This is a genomic window from Streptomyces sp. UNOB3_S3, from assembly GCF_020740895.1.
GTDB lineage: Bacteria > Actinomycetota > Actinomycetes > Streptomycetales > Streptomycetaceae > Streptomyces.
In genome coordinates, this window is the sequence record NZ_JAILXP010000023.1 from 17,224 (window position 1) to 35,103 (window position 17,880).

General features: G+C 71.8%; 10 protein-coding genes. 5 read left to right on the forward strand and 5 right to left on the reverse strand.

Annotated features, from left to right (window positions below; translation table 11 throughout):
* The first annotated feature begins 385 nt into the window (after positions 1-385).
* The 3 genes from K6I33_RS04465 to K6I33_RS04475 all read left to right on the forward strand — a co-directional run bounded on the left by K6I33_RS04465 (position 386) and on the right by K6I33_RS04475 (position 4,228).
* Positions 386-874 carry a hypothetical protein gene (locus K6I33_RS04465; protein WP_229348364.1) on the forward strand — a complete coding sequence of 163 codons (489 nt, stop codon included), beginning with the start codon at positions 386-388 and terminating at the stop codon, positions 872-874.
* A gap of 90 nt (positions 875-964) precedes the next feature.
* Positions 965-2,569: a trypsin-like serine protease gene (locus K6I33_RS04470; RefSeq protein ID WP_229348365.1), complete on the forward strand. Its 1,605-nt coding sequence runs from the start codon at positions 965-967 to the stop codon at positions 2,567-2,569.
* 99 nt (positions 2,570-2,668) lie between these two features.
* Positions 2,669-4,228, forward strand: coding sequence for an FG-GAP-like repeat-containing protein (locus K6I33_RS04475; protein WP_229348366.1), 1,560 nt, complete (start codon positions 2,669-2,671; stop codon positions 4,226-4,228).
* 70 nt (positions 4,229-4,298) lie between these two features.
* Here K6I33_RS04475 and K6I33_RS04480 read toward each other — a convergent pair whose 3' ends face one another.
* The 3 genes from K6I33_RS04480 to K6I33_RS04490 are packed head-to-tail and all read right to left on the reverse strand — an operon-like array spanning position 4,299 to position 10,355.
* Positions 4,299-6,347, reverse strand: a complete 2,049-nt coding sequence (locus tag K6I33_RS04480; RefSeq protein ID WP_229348367.1) for a PIG-L family deacetylase — start codon at positions 6,345-6,347, stop codon at positions 4,299-4,301.
* A 5-nt stretch (positions 6,348-6,352) separates the two neighbouring features.
* Positions 6,353-9,229, reverse strand: coding sequence for a stealth conserved region 3 domain-containing protein (locus K6I33_RS04485; RefSeq protein WP_229348368.1), 2,877 nt, complete (start codon positions 9,227-9,229; stop codon positions 6,353-6,355).
* 49 nt (positions 9,230-9,278) lie between these two features.
* Positions 9,279-10,355, reverse strand: a complete 1,077-nt coding sequence (locus K6I33_RS04490) for a hypothetical protein (RefSeq protein ID WP_229348369.1) — start codon at positions 10,353-10,355, stop codon at positions 9,279-9,281.
* A gap of 537 nt (positions 10,356-10,892) precedes the next feature.
* Here K6I33_RS04490 and K6I33_RS04495 point away from each other — a divergent pair.
* The gene (locus K6I33_RS04495) at positions 10,893-12,701 is read left to right on the forward strand and encodes a stealth family protein (protein ID WP_229348373.1); all 1,809 of its coding nucleotides are present in this window, start codon (positions 10,893-10,895) and stop codon (positions 12,699-12,701) included.
* A gap of 12 nt (positions 12,702-12,713) precedes the next feature.
* Here K6I33_RS04495 and K6I33_RS04500 read toward each other — a convergent pair whose 3' ends face one another.
* Positions 12,714-13,277, reverse strand: a complete 564-nt coding sequence (locus K6I33_RS04500; RefSeq protein ID WP_229348370.1) for a superoxide dismutase family protein — start codon at positions 13,275-13,277, stop codon at positions 12,714-12,716.
* A 450-nt stretch (positions 13,278-13,727) separates the two neighbouring features.
* On the opposite strand from K6I33_RS04500, the gene K6I33_RS04505 reads away from it, so the two are divergent.
* On the forward strand, positions 13,728-14,810 hold the full coding sequence (locus K6I33_RS04505) for a hypothetical protein (RefSeq protein WP_229348371.1): 1,083 nt from the start codon (positions 13,728-13,730) through the stop codon (positions 14,808-14,810).
* Between the two features lie 147 nt (positions 14,811-14,957).
* Here K6I33_RS04505 and K6I33_RS04510 read toward each other — a convergent pair whose 3' ends face one another.
* Positions 14,958-17,684 (reverse strand): M4 family metallopeptidase, encoded by a 2,727-nt coding sequence (locus K6I33_RS04510; protein ID WP_374283317.1) that lies wholly within the window; start codon positions 17,682-17,684, stop codon positions 14,958-14,960.
* Positions 17,685-17,880 lie beyond the last annotated feature (196 nt).

Genomic DNA, 17,880 nt, shown 5'->3' on the forward strand with positions numbered 1-17,880 from the left:
CCGCTCCGGCCGGCTGATGACGGCAAAGGGGGGCTTGCTGCCACATGGCAGCAAGCCCCCCCTTTTATTAAGCGACGGCCGGACGAGACCCTCTGCATTACCCCCGACGAGCCGGTCCGCCGCACCCCAAGGAAACGGAATCTGTGATTTCGCATCGGTGAATCCAACTCCGCTTCAAACCACACCGATCCAGGTGATATCAATAGGGCGCCGGTCCAGCGCAAGGGGAGCAACGCGCCGTCAGGCCGGGCATGTCGATCGGGGGGTCGGAATCAACCATCCCGGTTTCCTTGCCGGACAGGCGCGTGTGCGGCATTCGCGCACGCGTGTTTTTTGTCGTAAGCCAAACGCTTTCTTAGCGCATTCATTACGAAGGCAAGGAACAATGAAGGTTATTTCCCGCGTGCTGGCCACCGCCGTCGTCACGAGCACTGTCGCGGTCACCGGCGCCAATGCCGCGATGGCCGCCGACACCCCGCCGCCCATCGTCGAGGACTTCGAGTACCCGCAGGCGGACAAGATCTTCCAGGAGCGCGGCATCAAGCTGAAGAGCGGTGACGGGCACATCATGCTCGCCACGTGCGACAGCGCCCCGGGTCTGATCGAGGTCTACTCGCGCGGCATGCAGGAGCGCGACAAGGTCGGCCAGGGGAAGTTCTGCTTCAAGGTCAACGGCCCCTCCGGCTACCTGAGCCTGGAGCTGCCGACCGTCTACGGCGCCAAGGGCAACGACTACGCGGTCAAGGTCAACATGGTGACCACCAACGAGTCGAAGTCCTTCAACCTCGACAAGAACAAGTGGACCCCCGTCGGCGAGAGCGCCGACCCGCAGGGCCGTGAGTTCACGCTGCTCGAGATCGTCGCGAAGAAGTAACGAGCCGCATACCCACGTGGCGCGCGGCGGTATCCGCGCGCCACCGGTCGTTCCTCCAGGTCGTTCCTCTAGGTTCGTAAGGAAAGCAACATGTCTGGCAAGGGTCCGCGCGCCGCGTGGATAGCAGGGCTTATCGCCGGTTCCGTCGCGACCGGCGCCTTGACGGCCGTTCCCGCCCACGCCGTCGTCGGTGACGCGGCCAAGGACGGGCAGTACGCGTCCACCGCGAAGCTCGACATCGGCGGGAAGCGCGCCTGTACCGGCACCCTGGTGGAGAGCCAGTGGGTGCTCACGGCCGCCAGCTGCTTCGCGGACGACCCCTCGCAGGGCTTCCGCATCACCGCCGGCGCTCCCAAGCAGCAGACCACCGTGACCGTCGGCCGCACCGACCTCACGGGGACGGGCGGCGCCACGGTCGGCGCCGTCGAGCTCGTACCGCGCGGCGACCGCGACCTGGTCATGGTGAAGCTCGCCAAGCCGGTCACCGGTGTCGCCCCGGCCCAGGTGTCGGCCGCCCAGCCGCGCCAGGGCGAGGACCTGCGGGTCGCCGGGTTCGGCCGTACGAAGGACGACTGGGCCCCCACCCGGCTCAACACCGCCGTCTTCGGCGCCGGCGCCGTCGCCGCCACCACCGTCGACCTCGCCGCCAAGGCCCCCGCCGACGCCGCCCTCTGCAAGGGCGACATGGGCGGCCCGGTCCTCCGTGAGGCCAACGGCACCGCCGAGGTCGTCGCCGTCGCCACCGCTTCCTGGCAGAACGGCTGCTTCGGTGTCGAGGAGACCCGCACCGGTGGCATCGCCACCCGCGTCGACGACGTGGCCGACTGGGTCCAGCAGACGTACGCCCGGACGCTGCTGGCGCGGCGCGGCTGGGGCGACGCGGCGCACCTGGCATCGGGCTACTTCACCGGCGACCCCGCCAACGGCAAGCGCCGCATGGACCTCTTCGTCGCCTGGAAGGACGGCTCCGCCAGCCTCTTCCAGGGCGCGGACTACGCCGACCCGAAGTACCCCTTCACCCGCGAGATCCAGCTCGAGGGCGCGGGCAGCTACTGGAAGTACGCCGACGCGGTGACGGCCGGTCGTTACAGCGACAGCGGTACCGACGGTCTGACCGTCCGCTGGGCCGGCGGCAAGCTCTCCACCTACACCCACGTGGACGAGAAGGGCTTCCACGAGGAGAAGACCCTCGCCGAGCCCGGCTCCTGGTGGTCCCACGCCCGTCTGATCACCTCCGGCCGCTTCTCCGCCAACGCCCTGCGAGATGACCTCATCGTCCTGTGGGAAGACGGCTCGACGTCGATGTACACCGACACCGGTGTCAACGGCGTCAAGAAGGAAACCCAGCTCACGCTGAAGAACGACGGCTTCAACAACGCCCTCCAGATCAACGCCATCGAGTACACCGGCGGCAAGACCGCCGACCTGATGATCCGCTGGAAGGACGGCCAGACCCAGGTCTTCCCCGGTGGTGACACCAAGGGTGACCACGGGCGCGTCCAGATCACGCCCGTCGGCTACCACTGGACGCACGCCGCCCAGATCACCGTCGGCAACTTCACCAAGCCCGGTGGCCCCCTCAACGACATCCTCGTCCGCTGGGACACCACCGACCTCAGCTACTACCCCGGCGTCAACCCGAGCACCATCCCCTCCACCAGGGGCCCGCTCGGCGAGGTCCAGCTGGTCGGCTGAGCCGGGCTCGCAGCGTTAACACCGTTTCACCACGCCCCGTACCCGTACTTGTACTTGCACTCGTACTGGTACCCGTACGGGGCTCTTTCAGGAGCTCAGTTGTCTCAGATATCCCGGAAGCGTTCACGCGCCGCGTGGACGACCGCCGCTCTCACCACCGCCGTCGCCGCCGGCGCCCTGACCACCGCCACCCCGGCGAGCGCCGTCGTCGGTGACGCCGCCAAGGACGGGCAGTACGCGTTCACCGCGAAGCTCGACATCGGCGGCGGGAAGCGCGCCTGCACGGGCGCTCTGGTCGACCCGATCTGGGTGCTCACCGCCGCGTCCTGCTTCGCCGACGCGAGCGGCAACGTCACCCCCGGCGTGCCCGCGCTGAAGGCGACGGTCACCGTCGGCCGTAACGACCTCGGGAGCACGGCCGGCACCGTGACCGAGGCCGCCGAGGTCGTCCCGCGCACCGACCGCGACCTGGTCGCGGTCCGGCTCGCCAAGCCGGTCGCCGGTGTCGCCCCCGTCCAGGTGGCGACCGCCCAGCCCCGGCAGGGCGAGGACCTGCGCGTCACCGGCTACGGCCGCACCAAGGACGAGTGGTCCCCCACCCGCCTGAACACCGCCGTCTTCGGCGCCGACGCCGTGGACGCCAGGACCGTCGGCCTCGCCCCCAAGGCCCCCGTCGACGCCTCGCTCTGCCAGGGCGACATGGGTGGGCCGGTCCTCCGCGAGACGAACGGCACGGTCGAGCTCGCCGGCGTCGCCACCGGCTCCTGGAAGAAGGGCTGCTGGGGCGGCGACGACACCGAGACCCGCACCGGCGCCGTCGCCACCCGCGTCGACGACACCGACAGCTGGGTCCGGCAGCTGCGCCTGTTCAACAAGCTCGACCAGTTCACCGGCGTCATGACCTCCGGCGACTTCAACGGCGACGGCCGCGCGGACGTCGCCGCCGTGCTCAAGGACGGCTCGCTGGTGGCCTATTACGCGGGCGCCGACGGCACCCTCGAGTACGGCCGCGAGCTCTGGTACGACAAGTCCTGGGGCGGCAAGCAGCAGATCATCGCCGGTGACTTCAACGGCGACGGCCGTCCCGACATCGCCGCCGTGGCCGCGGACGGCTCTCTGCACCTCTACGCGGGGCAGGCCAACGGCAAGCTCGGGGCCGCCAAGAAGATGTGGACCGACAGCTCCTGGGGCAAGGTGGCCAACATCGCCCGCTACCGGGGTGACGGGTGGCAGCGCGACGGCCTGATCGCCATCTGGGGCGACAAGTCGCTGTTCGCCTACCCGACCGGCGCCGACGGCGTGCTGACCGGCAAGAAGGCCGAGATGTGGCCCGACAGGACCTGGAGCAAGAACTTCATCGTCACCGGTGACTTCACCGGCGACGGCCGGGACGACATCGTCGCCGGCGCCAACGACGGCTCGCTGCACCTGTACGCCGGCAACGGCAAGGGCTCCTTCGACAACGCCCGTTCCATGTGGCGCGACAAGTCCTGGGGCACCATGCAGAACGTCCTCGCCGGCGACTTCGACGGCGACGGCAAGCCCGACCTGCTCGCCCGCTGGGCCCGCACGATCATCGGCCCGGGCAAGGTCTACCTCTACGCGGGCGACGGCACGGGCAGACTCGCCGACGCCCGGGACGCCTGGCCCAACCGCTGACGGAAGACCGGAAACCTATAGGGGCCGTGCCCGTCCCTCCCGGGATGGGCACGGCCCCTGCTGTGCTGCGTCACTTCACCCACGCGCTGTGCAGCTTCCCGTCCGGGCCGAGCCAGCCCAGAACCGGCTTGTCGCCCGACCCCATCGCCAGCGCCGCCGTGCCCACGGCCGCGCCCGGGACCGTGGACCAGCGCGGGGCCCGGTTGCCGCCGACGCCGATCGTGGCGAGGCTGGTCGAGCCGTCGTTGTTGCGGGCGGCGATCACCGTGCCGTCGCCCGACGGCACGGCGAGCACGCTCAGGGCGCCGAAGCCGCGCCCCGCCAGGTCGACGTTCTCGCGCTGCCATGCGCCGCCGCCCGCCGGGAGGCGGTAGGCGACGATGTTGGTGGACTTGGCCTCGCGGAAGAGCAGTTGCACCGAGCCGTCGCGCTTGGCGAGGGCGGCCGGCGGGTCGACGGAGGCGGGCAGGCCGGAGCGGTCGAGGGTGAACGGGCCGCCCGGGGTCTGCTGCTGCCAGTGGAAGACCGTGTCGTGGCCCGCGCCGAAGAGGTGGATACGGCCCTTGGCGTCGGTGAGGGCGGTCAGGCCCTCCTGGACCTCGGCCTCGGGCAGGTCCGTCCAGTCGGACCAGGAGCCGTCGGGCTGCTGCTGCCGGGTGGCGACGCCCTTGGCCCAGTTGCGGGCGAAGAGCTGGAGGGAGCCGTCGGCGTTGCGGGCGACGACGGGGCCTCCGACGCGGCGGCCGCGGACCGGGTCCTGCTCGGGGTTGCCGAGCGAGGTCCAGGCGCCGAACGAGCCGCCCTTGGCGCTCTGTTCGGCCGTGACGATCTCCCGGCGGTTCTCCTCGGGCTTCACGCCGAGGCCGGCGACGCGCTCGGCGAAGAGCTGCCAGCGGCCGTCCTTGGTGAGGCTCGCCGTGAGGGTGGGCAGCAGCTGGCCGCCGCCGAGGAGCTTGGGGCCGTCCCAGGTGCCGCTGCCCGGGGCGGTCTCCTGCCACATGGCGGCCTGCTGGTCGAGGACGCCGAAGGCGGTGAGGCGGCCGTCGGGGCCCGGCAGCATCCAGGTGGCGTTGCCGGGGTAGCGGGGGCTGGTGCGCTGCATCCAGCCCGTGCCGTACGAGCGGTCCTGGCCGACGTCGTAGTCGCCGCAGCCCGCGGCGAAGCCGCACGAACCGGGCTCGCCGCCGTAGACGTTGAGGACGTCGGCCTTGCGGCGCACCACGGAGACGGGCAGATTCCGCGGCCAGCGCTCGTTGTAGTAGCCGCGGTAGGCGGCGACGGTGTAGTGGCGTCCGCTGCCCGGGCCCTTGTAGCGCTGGAGCGCGGCGTAGGTGAACTGGGCGACGGCCGTGTGGTCGGGGTGGTCGGAGTAGCCGCGCTGGTCGTGGTGGAGCCGGTGGGCCTCGTCGTGGACCTGCATGTCGGGGTCGAGGTCCATGGTGCGCACGAGCGTGGGCTTGAAGCGGTCGAGCAGGCCGGTGAGGGCGTCGGTGACCTCGGCCTTGGTGACCGGGCGGGACTCGGTCACGGTGGAGCCGGTGGCGACCCGGTTCATGCTCTTGGCCTTGGGGTTCGACCAGAGGGTGGAGACGCGGACGTCGGGCTGGCCCGGCCGGTCCTGGGTGTGCTGGGCGACGCCGAGGAAGACCAGGGTGACGGCGGGGTTGTCGGCCAGGCTGTCGGTCTCGGCCTTCAGGCCGCCCGGCAGGTCCAGGGTGCCGCGCTTCCACTCGGCGTGGGCGTTGCCCGTGGCCATGAAGGCGTATGCCTGCCGCAGGCCCTGCTGGCGGGAGCCCGCGTAGCCGGCGAAGTCCTTGCGCGGCTGGTCCTTCGCACCGGGCACCTTGTTGATCCCGTTGGCCTCACCGCTGGTGAAGTAGACGCTGACGACGCGGTGCTGACCACCGATCGACTGGTTGACGTCCGGGTTCATGAAGTACAGGTCGTCGTCCGGGTGGGCGACGATCTGGAGCGTGGTGACCGCGCCGTTCGACCGGTCGGCCGCGGCGTCCCCCTGTGCGGTGGGGGACGAGTGCGGCGTACCGGTCGAGCAGCCTGCCACGGCCAGGGCGAGGAGCCCCGTCAGGCCGGTCAGGAAGGTCCTCCGGCGGTAGTCCATGGCCGTCACTCACCACCGTGGACAAGGCGGCGGTTGCGCTCGGAGCCCTTCTCGAACTGCGAGGCGACGGGGAAGTAGCTCGCGAGGAACACCGCGAGCGCGTCGGCCTGCTCGTCCTCGGGGACGTCGCCGTCGTGGTAGTCGTTGATGCAGAACACGTCGTGGGAGCGGGTCGCCAGGATCCGGTGGAGCCGGACGTGGTGCTCGCGCAGACCGACGTTCACAAAGGCGGAGCTGATGGCTCCGGGCATGCTGCGGCCGGTGAAGACCCCGTACCAGTGGTGCAGCGACGAGGCGATCGCGAGGTCGGTGCGGGCGCGGAACTGCGCGGACGCGGTGAGCCCCATCTCCTCGGCGAAGCGCTCCTCCATCTCCTCCAGGGTGCTGCGGCGCAGCGGGTGGGGGGTGTGGAGGAAGGTGTTGGTGACGGTCTTGCCGAACTCCTTCTCGATCAGGGCCCGGTTGTTCTTGGCCGCGGCGAAGACGAGGTCGCTGTCGAGCGAGGGGTCGCCGGCCGGGATCGCGGTGGGCGACATGAAGCACTTGGCCGCGCCCGACCCGTGGAAGAAGGACTCGGGCTTCATCGGGCGGCCGAGGAAGACGTCGTCGTTGAAGTAGAGGATGTGCTCGGAGATGCCCTCGATGCGGTGGATGCGGCTCTCGATGGCGTGCGAGTTGAAGGAGGGCAGCTTGCCGGTGTCGCCGAAGGCCTCCTTGTGGCTGACGACGCGCACCCGGGGGTGGTCGGTGTCGAGCCAGTCGGGGGTCTGGTCGTCGGTGAGCAGGTAGATGGTGCGCACCCAGGGGGCGTGGAGGTCGAGCGAGCGCAGGGAGTAGCGCAGTTCGTCGCGGCTGCGGAAGCGCGCGGAGCTGCCGGCGGACTCGGCGGCGAGGATGCCGTGCTCCGCCTGGGTCTTCTCCTTGCGGGCCAGCCACGCGGGGTCGGTGCCGTCGACCCAGGTGTAGACGACGTCGATGGGGAAGTCGACCTCGTCGACGAAGGTCCTGGCGAAGGCGTCGATGGTGCGGTAGTCGCGCTCGCCGATGCGGGTGACGGCGGACCGGGTGAGCTCGGTGCGGGGCAGGGTGGCGCCGTAGCGGGTGTTGCCGGGGACGGTGACGGTGGTCTCGTCGTCCTCGGTGTCCTGCCAGAAGACGACGTCGCAGCCGTAGACGCCGCTGACGCGCAGCTGGCCGCCGCCGGTGAGGACGGGGCGGAAGACGCGGATGCGGGTGCAGTTGGCCGGGATGACGTCGGGGGTGAGGAAGGAGGCGAGGACGGTGCGCAGCACCGAGCCGCGGTCGTTGAGCAGGCCCGCGTAGACGGGCTCGTCGCGGTAGCGCTCGGCGAAGTCGGCGACGAAGGCGTCGCGGTCGGCGCCGTCGACGGCGATGGTGTGCCGCAGCATGGCGGTGGGGGTGAGCGCGTAGGACAGGCCGAGCGCGTCGAGGACGTCGACGGCGAGGTCGAGGTTGTCCTGCATCACCTCGAAGGGGGTGGTGTTCTCCTTGATGAGGCAGATCTGGCCGCCGGCCCGCTTGACGTCGGGGCGCGCGGCTTCGATGCGCACTTCCTGGGCCTTGTGGGCCACGTCGGAGAACGGCCGGTCGACGCCCTTGGGGACGGCCGCGCCGGCGATGCCGCCCTCGGCGTCGGCGGCGGCCTGGAGGGCGCGGCGGCGGGCCTTGGCGGCCTCGCGGTCGCCGCTGTCGCGGTCCTTGGCGAGCTCCTCCAGGAGCTGGTTCCACTCCTGGGTGACCTGGCCGCCGGTGAAACGGGCGGAGTTCTTGTGCGCCTCGGCGCCCATCTCGCGGCGGAGGTCGTCGTCGTCCATCAGCCGGGCGAGGGCGTCGGCGAGCTCACCCTCCTCGCCGAGCGGGACGAGCAGGCCGTCGCGGCCGTCGGTGAGGATCTCGCCGGGGCCGTTGGGGCAGTCGTAGGCGACGACGGGCACGCCGGCGGCCTGGGCCTCGACGAGGACGAGGCCGAACGCCTCGACGCGGGAGGTGAGCATGGCGATGGACGCCTTGGCCCACTCCTCGGCCATGTTGGCGGTGGAGCCCACGAGCTGGACCTGGTCGGCGACGCCGAGGTGGCCGGCGAGGCTCTTCAGCGCGCGCATGCGCGGGCCGCCGCCGAGGACGCGCAGGGTCCAGCGGGGGCGGTCGGCGGCGACGGTCGCGAAGGAGCGTATGGCGTGCTCGACCTGCTTCTCGCCGGCGAGGCGGGCGCCGAGGACGACGGTGCGGGTCTCCAGGGTGGAGCGGGGGCGGAAGCCGTCGGGCAGGGAGTTGCCGATGGTGGCCAGCCGGGGGGCGCACGCGCCGAGGGTCTCGGCGAACCAGTCGCGGGTGCGGCTGGTGAGGGAGACGAGGGCGTCGATGTGCGAGGTGTACATCCGCAGCGGCTCGCCGGTGACGCCGCGCAGCTCGGAGACGCGGTGGTCGAGGTGGACGGTGAGCACCCGGCGGGGGGCGAGCTGGGCCATGTACGCCATCAGGGACGGGGTGGTGGAGACCAGCACGTCCGTGTCGATGGTGTGGAGGGCCTCGGTGAGCTCGAGGTCGGCGAGGCGGTTGAAGACGGCCTCCCACTCGGGGCGGACGAGCTCGCTGGGGGTGGCGGCCAGGCGCCGGTAGGCGGCGGCCATGTCGGAGCCGGAGGCCGCGTCGCTCCGCACGGGGCGCTGCGCCTCGCCACGGGCGTCGACGAGGTGGCGGACGCGCACGGCACCGCTGTCGAAGAACGCCTCGTCCTCCGTACGGAAGACGCTGAGGATCTCCACGTCGTGCTGCCGTGCCAGCAGCTCGGCGAGGGTCATGGTGGCGCGTTCGGTCCCGCCCATCGTGTCGGCGGAGGTCAGCAGAAAGGTGATTTTCACGTGCGGCCTTCGTGGTGTGCGGCGGTCCGGTGGCGGTTTCCCGGTGTCCCTAGCGGGGACCGGTTGCGCCGGCGGCTGGCGTGCGCGGGGTGCAGACGAGCTGGAGCGCGCCGCGGCGGGTGTACTGGGGCTTGACCTGGACGAAGGTGCCGTCCTCGGCCCGTACGGTGAACTTGGGCGGGGTGACGACCTGGCGCGGGGAGCGCAGGTCGTGCTCGCGGCGGCCGATCTCCAGCGGCTTGGTGCCGCGGGCGCCGCGGGGCAGGCGCAGGGTCAGGGTCTGCCGGCGGGAGGTGTCGATCAGCTGGGCCAGGGGCACGGTCAGCCGCCAGGCGCTGGGGTCGCCGGGCAGCGGCTCGGCGGGCCGGCGGTCGAGGGCGTGCTTGCGGTCCAGCTCGGCGACCTCGACGACGGGGCGCTCCCCCTCGGCGATGGCCGTGCCGGAGCCGTAGATCGCGAAGAGGACGCCGACGTCGCTGAAGGAGCGCTCGACGCGCAGCACCTCGGCGCGGGCCCGGGCCGGGGCGACGGTCAGCCGCAGCTGGCCGGCGGGGGTGATGCCGAGCCGGTGGCGGCGGCCCGTGACGGCGCAGGTGGCCAGGGCGCGGGTGGGTCCGGTGTAGCTGGGGGCGCCGTCGCCGAGGAGGCGCATCCGCAGGGCGGCGCGGCCCTCGTGCCGGGCGGGCTCCAGCTCCAGGGAGAGGTGCCAGCGGCCGGGGGTGACGGGGACGCCGCCCAGGCGCTCGCCGAGGAGGGTGGTGGCGGTCACGGAGAGCTCGCCGTTCTCCTCGCGGCCCAGGGCTGCCTCGGCGCGCAGGCGGGTGGCACCGCTGACGAGGACGAGGTGGGCCGTGGTGCCGGTGTCGCCCTCGGGGAGGGTGCCGGCGGGCAGCGTCGCGTGCAGGTTCAGGGTGTGGCCGTCGAGTACGGCGGCGTACTGGACGCGGGCCGCGGAACCCTGGGCGGCGGGCATCAGGACGGAGTCGACGTAGGTGTCGCGGCCGGTCGCGAGCCCGGTGTTCACCCGGCGGCGGACCGTCTGGCCGACCTTCCAGGCAGGGCTGCGGGTCAGCGCGATACGGGCCGACTTCTTGATCACGCGCAGGGCGTGGCGGGGCGCGGTCACGGGCGCACCCCGCGGCCGCTGGGGGTCATGATCTGAGCGTGCACCCATTCAGGGTAAACGTCGGTAGGCGTCGTGCCGGAGGGCGGAATCGGATAATTCCACTACCACCCCGGTTCTACGGGGACGTTACCGGGTGGTGAAATACCCCACAGGGCGACGAGGCAACCAAGTGTGCCCGGCGGGCGTGGATCCCTTGAGGGGCACGGCCGGGAGCGGTGCGCGGGGCTCGCCCCCGGGCGCTCCCCGGCGGCGCCGGAGGGGCATCGGGGCGGTGGCCTGCGATTGCCCCGCCGCGAAGCCCTCTGGTAAGTACTTGAGTCTCTGTCTTTTTCCGGGCCGGTCGTCACTGGACGTACTGGTTGTTTTACGCGTTGTGCCGCATCGGCGAGATGCGGCCGAGGGGTTGAAGCGATCTTGACTATCGACCATTCGACCTCGACCCCGGCCACCGCGGGCACGGGCGGCTCCGTCCCGGCCCAGCGCACGGACGACGCCACGCCCGCCCCGGCCTCCGCTCCCGCCCCCGGGAACGCTCCCGTGAAGCGCGGTGCCAACCCCGAGAAGTCCGGCCTGGTCAAGGCCTACCGCCGGCTGCTGCCGGAGAGCGCCCGCCGCGCGATCGCCCAGCGGGTCTCCGTCGAGACCCGCGGCGCCCTGATGCAGCACATGGCCGACTCCCTCGACCTGGAGCAGCGCCGCCAGAAGCTGCGCGGCAAGCGGCTCCAGCGCCGCTTCGCCGACGGTTCCGACGCCGCCTCCGACGCCGCCGCGGCGCCGCGCGTGGTCCTCGTCGACGGCAAGGCCCACATCGCGCTCGTCGACCCCGGTCCCACCCCGCACGGCTCCCGCGCCGCCGCCCTGGACCTGGTCTGCACCGCGCTGGAGCAGGCGGAGATCGACTACTTCTGCGTCCGGGCCGCGACCACCGAGTCCGCCCCGGTCGTCGCGGTCGCCGCCGCCGACCGCCGCCGGGTCCAGCAGCAGCTGGCCCGGCTGTGCGCCCGAATACCGGGCTACGTCGCCCCGGTGAACCGGGAGAACGCGCCCGGTCAGGCGCTCCCCGGCTTCGTCCCGGGCACCTGGCGCCAGGTGGAGAAGAGCCCCGCCACCCGTGTGACGTGGTTCCGCACCACCGCCGACGGCTCGTACGTCCTGGGGCAGGAGCACGGCTGCGACATCCAGTTCTGGACGCGTGAGGACGGCCCGCACGGGCCGCTGCTCGTCGCGCCGCGCCGCAACGGCGTGGTCGAGGAGGTCCCGGCGGACGAGGCCGACGCGTCCGTGGACGCCCCCGTCGAGCTGTTCACCGGCCCGCTGGGGGACGCGCCGCGCCCCGGGCGGACCACGGTCCGCACCCGCCCGCAGTTCACGATCCGGCTGCCGCAGGACATCCCCTTCCCCATCGACGTCGTCTACACCTGGGTGGACGGCAGCGACCCCGTCTGGGCCGCTCGCCGCGCCAAGGCCCAGGGCGCCGACGCCTCCGTCGAGGAGCTCCACGAGGAGGCGGCGAACGACGCGCGCTACCTCAGCCGCGACGAGCTGAAGTACTCGCTGCGCTCGCTGCACCAGTTCGCGCCCTGGGTGCGCAACGTCTACCTGGTCACGGACGACCAGACGCCGTCCTGGCTGGACACCTCGCACCCCGGCGTCCACGTGGTCAGCCACAAGGAGATCTTCTCCGACCCGAACGTCCTGCCGACGTTCAACTCGCACGCCATCGAGAGCCAGCTGCACCACATCGAGGGCCTGTCGGAGCACTTCCTCTACTTCAACGACGACGTCTTCCTCGGCGCCCCGCTGACCCCGCAGACGTTCTTCCTCTCCAACGGCCTCACCAAGTTCTTCCCCTCCCCCGCGCTGGTCCCCCTCGGCGAGCACCGCCCCGAGGACCCGCCGGTGGCGGCGGCCGCGAAGAACAACCGGGCGCTGGTGGAGGAGGGGTTCGCCACCACCTTCACCCAGAAGATGCGGCACGTGCCGCACGCGCTGAGCCGCGCCGTCCTCACCGAGCTGGAGGAGCGCTACGCCGAGGCCCACGCGGCCACCGCCGCCGCGCGCTTCCGCAGCCCCGAGGACCTCTCGCTGGCCTCCTCGCTCCACCACTACTACGCGTACCACCAGGCCCGGGCGATACCGTCCGACCTCCGCTACCACTACATGGACCTGGCGCACCCGAACACCTCGCGCCGCCTCAACCGCCTGCTGGCGCACCGCGACCTGGACGTGTTCTGCATCAACGACACGGTCTCCACGGCGGACGACCTGGCGCGCACGGACGCGCTGATAGCGCCGTTCCTGGAGGGCTACTTCCCGGTCCCGAGCCCGTACGAGAAGCGCGCCTGACCTGTTGTTCTTCTAGTTGAACGGCACGTTCAGGCAGGCGAGCCGCGCCCCCGCCGTACCGGCCTTGCCCGGCGCGGTCTCGGTGGCGTGCTCGTGGATGACGACGGAACGGGCCTCGCCGGCCCGGAAGTGCCACTTCACGGTGGCGGCGGAGCGGCCGTTGCCGCGTTTGTCGGTGGTGAGGTCCAGCCACGCCTCGTTGTGCGGGTTGGCGTATTTCGGGTCCACGGACGGGGACTTGGGGTCCTTGACGTCCTGGTAGTGCGGACCGGATTCGTCGGGCGCGTTGCCGCACGGATTCGTGTGGACGTGCGCCCCGTACGTCCGGCTCGCCTGGAGCCCTCGCACCCTCAGCTCGACCCGCGTCCCGTCCTTGCCCTTCCGTTCCAGCACGGCGACCCGGCTCTTCTCGGGCACGCCTTTCTTGTCGAACGTCACCGCCCGCCGCGTCCCGCCACCGGCGGCCTCGAACTGCCCGTACACGTCCACGCCATGACGGGGCGTAGGGGGCGTCGCGGACAGGGGCATGGCGGCGACGGCGAGCGAAGCGGCGACGGCTGACACGAGAAAGGACATGTTCCGCCCCTTTCAGGCGCGGTTCCCTGCAGGATCCCCGCCCACGCTAGCCGCGCGCCGTGAGGGGCGCGCGGTGAGGACCGCGCCCGGAAAGCACCGCTGCGGGGCGTCGGCGCTCACCCGTGCGGGGGACACCACCGCCGCCCCGGCGCCCGTCGGCCACACCGCCGCGGGCGTGACGAGCAACGCGGCCGCCGCGGCGTCCGGGCGAGCGCTTTCAGGACGGTCATGGCGGTCTCCCGGGGCCGAGGGGTCCGGACAGGACGGACACACCGGATTCTGCTGCCCGCCGGCGGGGCCCCCGGACGCGCCACGCGCGGGCGGTGCGGATGTCCTCCGTACGGGTGATGGGACGGACGCCGCCGCGCCTCACGCGCCCAGTGGACCAATGGGGTTAACCCGGAGGCGTCAAGCCGGCCCGGCCGCCCGGGTTCGGCGATATTCCCCGATATGGCCGGGAACCGACACCATCAGCGCCGCTTCGAGAAGGGCACGTGGGAGCTCCGCGAAGGAGCCCGCTCGCGCATCGGCGAACTCCGGGCGCGCGTCCGGATCGCGAAGGACAGAGCGCTCATGGACGCCGACCCCGAGGTGCGGGCCGCGGCCCCGGCGCTGGCCGAAGAGGCGTTCGCGGAGCTCCAGGCGGCGGCGGAAGCACTCAGCCACGGCGACCACCCCGGCCGCCGGCCGAACAAGCACCTCGCGGTGGCGAACGTCCGCATCGACGCGGCGTACGGCCTGATGCTGCGCATGGCCCCGCTGTCCGACGTCCAGGCGCTGATGCCCGGCCTGGTGGCCCTCGTGCGGGAGCAGCTGCCGGTCACCGACGAACGGCGGAAACGGGCCGAGGAGATCGCGCGGGAGACCTGCGACGCCCCGCTGACCCCCGCCCAGCGCGCGGCCCTCGTCGGCGCGGTCGTCACCGCCCAGCAGGCCCTGCAGCGCGAGAAGCTCCGCGCGATCGGCTTCGTCCGCATCGTGGTGATCGTCAGCCTGGGGCTGGCGGCGATGGCCCTCGCGGTCGCCGTGCTCGGCGTCTGGGCGCCGGACGTGGTGCCGCTGTGCTTCCGGCCGGAGGGGATCGGCGTCGTCTGCCCCACGGGCATGGAGCCGCCGTCCGATGTGAAGGACATCGACGAGGCGTTCGGCAAGGCGGCGTCGAAGTGGGACTACCCCGTGGTCGAGATGACCGGGACCGTGGCCGCGTCGGTGGCCGCCGCGCTGTCCCTGCGCCACATCAGGGGCACGTCCGCCTCCTACAACGTGCCGGTGGCGCTGGCGCTGCTGAAGCTGCCGATGGGGGCGCTGACCGCCGTCCTGGGCCTGCTGCTGATGCGCGGCGACTTCGTCCCCGGCCTCAGCGCCCTGGACTCCTCCGCGCAGATCATCGCCTGGGCCCTGATCTTCGGCTACGCCCAGCAGGTGTTCACCAAGTTCGTCGACGACCAGGGCCTGGCCGTGATGAACGCCATCGGCGGCCCGCACGCCCGGCCCTACGCGGGGTCGGGGAGCGAGCCGCGGGAGGTGGTCTAGCCGCGGGAGGTGGTCCGGCCGCGGGAGGTGGTCCGGCCGCGGGAGGTGGTCCGGCCGCGGGAGGTGGTCCGGCCGCGGGAGGTGGTCCGGCCGCGGGAGGTGGTCCGGCCGCGGGAGGTGGTCCGGCCGCGGCCGAAAGTGGCTACATCAGCCGCAGTTGCCCGCCGGGCGGGTGCGGGTGACCAGGTCGGCGTAGCCGGCGGAGGAGTCGATCCACACCACCTGCGTGCCGGACACCGCCGCGGGCAGGCCCTGCTCGCCGCGGTTGCAGGACATCCGGGCGCGGCGCGAGCCGTCCGCGGAGAACTGCCACAGCTTGGGCAGGGTCTCGTTGCGGTACTGGGTGTCGGGCGTGCGCGACCAGACCGTCACCGCGTCCTCGGAGGCCGTCAGCGACGCCGGGTACAGCGCGTCCGCGCCCTGCTCCTTGCTGATGTCGATCACGCCGGTGCCGTCGAGGTTCGCGCGCCGGACGGCCCGCTGGCCCTGGTCGGCGATCTCGTCGACCGTCCAGAAGACGTACTTGCTCGTGATGGCGGTCTGGCCGACGTTCAGGGGCGTGCCGAGCTGCGGCATCACGGTCGTCTTCCCGGACGCGATGTCGAAGACCTTCACGGAGTACTCGTACTTCCCGTGCCCCTTGTAGATGCGCGTACCGTAGGCGATCTTCCCGCCCTTCAGGGAGTGCTGGGCGATCGCGTCACGGCGGCTGACGGCGTCGTCGAGGTAGGTCGGTTCCGTGTCGCCCTTGCGCAGGTACCCCAGAAGCGCGGCGCCGCGCCGGAAGTTCTGGACGAAGACGACGACGTCGCCTTCCACCTTCGCCTGCTGGTGGAACCCGTACCGGCTCTGCACCAGCGTCTTGACGGGGCCGCCCGCCAGCGACCGCGACAGCAGGTCGGCGCCGAAGCGCCCGCGCGCCTCCCAGACCACGGTCCTGCCGTCGGTGACCGGGTTGATGTGGTACCGGCCGTCGTTGGGGCTGATCAGCTTCTTCTCGCCGGTGCCGTCCGCGCGGCCGGCCCAGACCGAGTAGGCCTCGCTGCCGCTCTCGTTCGACTTGGACGCGACCCACCAGCCGCCGCCCGCGCCGGGGCGCGAGTCCTTGGTCTCGAGCTTGCCCAGCAGCTGGTCGGTGTCGGCGCCGATGGCCAGTTCCCAGTCGGTGACGATGCCGTGGCCGTTGAAGGCGCGCGTGACGGCGTTCAGGTCCTTCGCGGAGACCTTGAGGTCCTTGGCCGCCGCGACGACGGCGTTGCGACCCTCGGTGAAGCCGTCCAGCGGGGTCATGTACTCCGTGAGCGCCCGGTAGACGATCCTGTCGGCGAGGGTGCGGTCCAGGTCCTTGCGGATGTCCCACAGGGCGCCGGAGAAGATGGTGGAGTTGAGGTGGACGCCGCCGTTGTCGGTGCCGAAGTCGACGCCGAGGAAGGACTTGGAGGTCGTCCTGCCGTCGTTCATGTCCCGGGTGGCGCACGCGCGCGGGGACTTCGTCCGGCACAGCCCCTCGCCCAGCAGGCCCGCTTCCGGGCTGTCCATGGGCGTTCCGTGCGCGTCCGTGTCGATGGCGTTGCCGAAGTAGTCGGCGATCGCCTCGTTGAGGGCGCCGGACTGGCCCGCGTAGACGAGGTTGGCGCTGTTCTCGACGACGCCGTGCGTCATCTCGTGCCCGACGACGTCCAGGGCTGCGGAGAACGGGCGGTACTCCGCGTCGCCCCCGCCGTACACCATCTTGGTGCCGTCCCAGAAGGCGTTGACGTACGGGGTCCCGTAGTAGGTGACGCCGACCATGGAGTTGATGGCCATGCCCCGGCCGTCGAGGCTGTCCCGGCCGTGGACGGACTTGTAGTAGTCGTAGACCCTCCCCGCCGCCCAGTGGGCGTCGACGGCGCCGGCCTCGGTGGCCTCCTTGCCGAAGGCGGGGTTCGGCGACCTGAACTCCAGGACGTCGGAGGGCCATTGGCGCGAGACCTCGTCGACGCTCTTCTTGCGGACGTCCCAGGTCGAGATCGCGGCCTTGCTGCCGTCGCGCATGCGGGCGGCGTCGCGCATGACGTACTGGTTGTTCGAGGGCTCGTGGGTCAGGTCGAGCTCGACGGTCCTCCCGTCGAACTTCACGCCGGATCCCTTGACGGCGGAGCCGTCGGCGGCGACCCGCTGCCCGGGAGCGGACATCGATCCGGACGCGGACCTGCCGCCTCCGGCCGTGCCGAATGTCTTGATTCCGCTGTACTGGAGGATGGGGTATCCGGCCTGGGCGTCGACGTACACCTCGCGCAGCACGGGCTGCCGGGTGGCGGGGTCGGTGCCACGGACGGTCACGTGGTGGGTGAGCACCCCGGGCCCCTTGGGCAGCACGACGAGGCCGTGGGCGGTGCCGGTCAGCGGCGGGGCGTCCCCCTCGTCGCCGGTGTCGACGGCGAAGCCCTCGCGGTCGAGCTGGGCGAGCGTCGCGTCGACCGCGCGCTCGACAGCGAGTTCCTCACTCACCTCGGGCGTGGTGCCGGTGGTCAGCGCTGTGAAGTACTTGCCCGACGCGCCGGTCACGACACGTTTGCCGTTCTTCTTCTCCATGCGGACGACGTACTGGCCGCCGAGGACGTCGACGCCGTGGTGCTTCTGCTGGAGCCGTACGGTCTCGGAGGCGCCGTTCGTGAGGGACTGGACGGGGGCGAGGTCACGGTCGGGACGGTCGATGCGGTAACGGTTCTTCTTCTCCGCGAGGTGCCGCTTCGCCGCGTCGGCGGCGCTGCCGCCCGCCCCGGCGTCCTCACGGATGCCACCCACCAGGGAAGGGGTGGAGGTCCCCTTCCCCGGCACCACCTCGGCGGGCCCCGGGGTGGGCGGTGCGGCGACGGCCTGGGCCGGCACCACGGACACGACAAGGGCGGCCGCGCCGATCAGCGCGGCCGCCCCTGCTATGCCGCTCTTCGCGGCCTGTCTTCTGTCTGATCCTCTGCCTGAACGCGCTCTGGACGTGCGCACGATTCCCCCTCGTACGTACCGGAACGTTCACGGGAAAGCTTCGGTCGGCGCATATGCAACCGGTGGGGGGTGGGTCGCACAATGG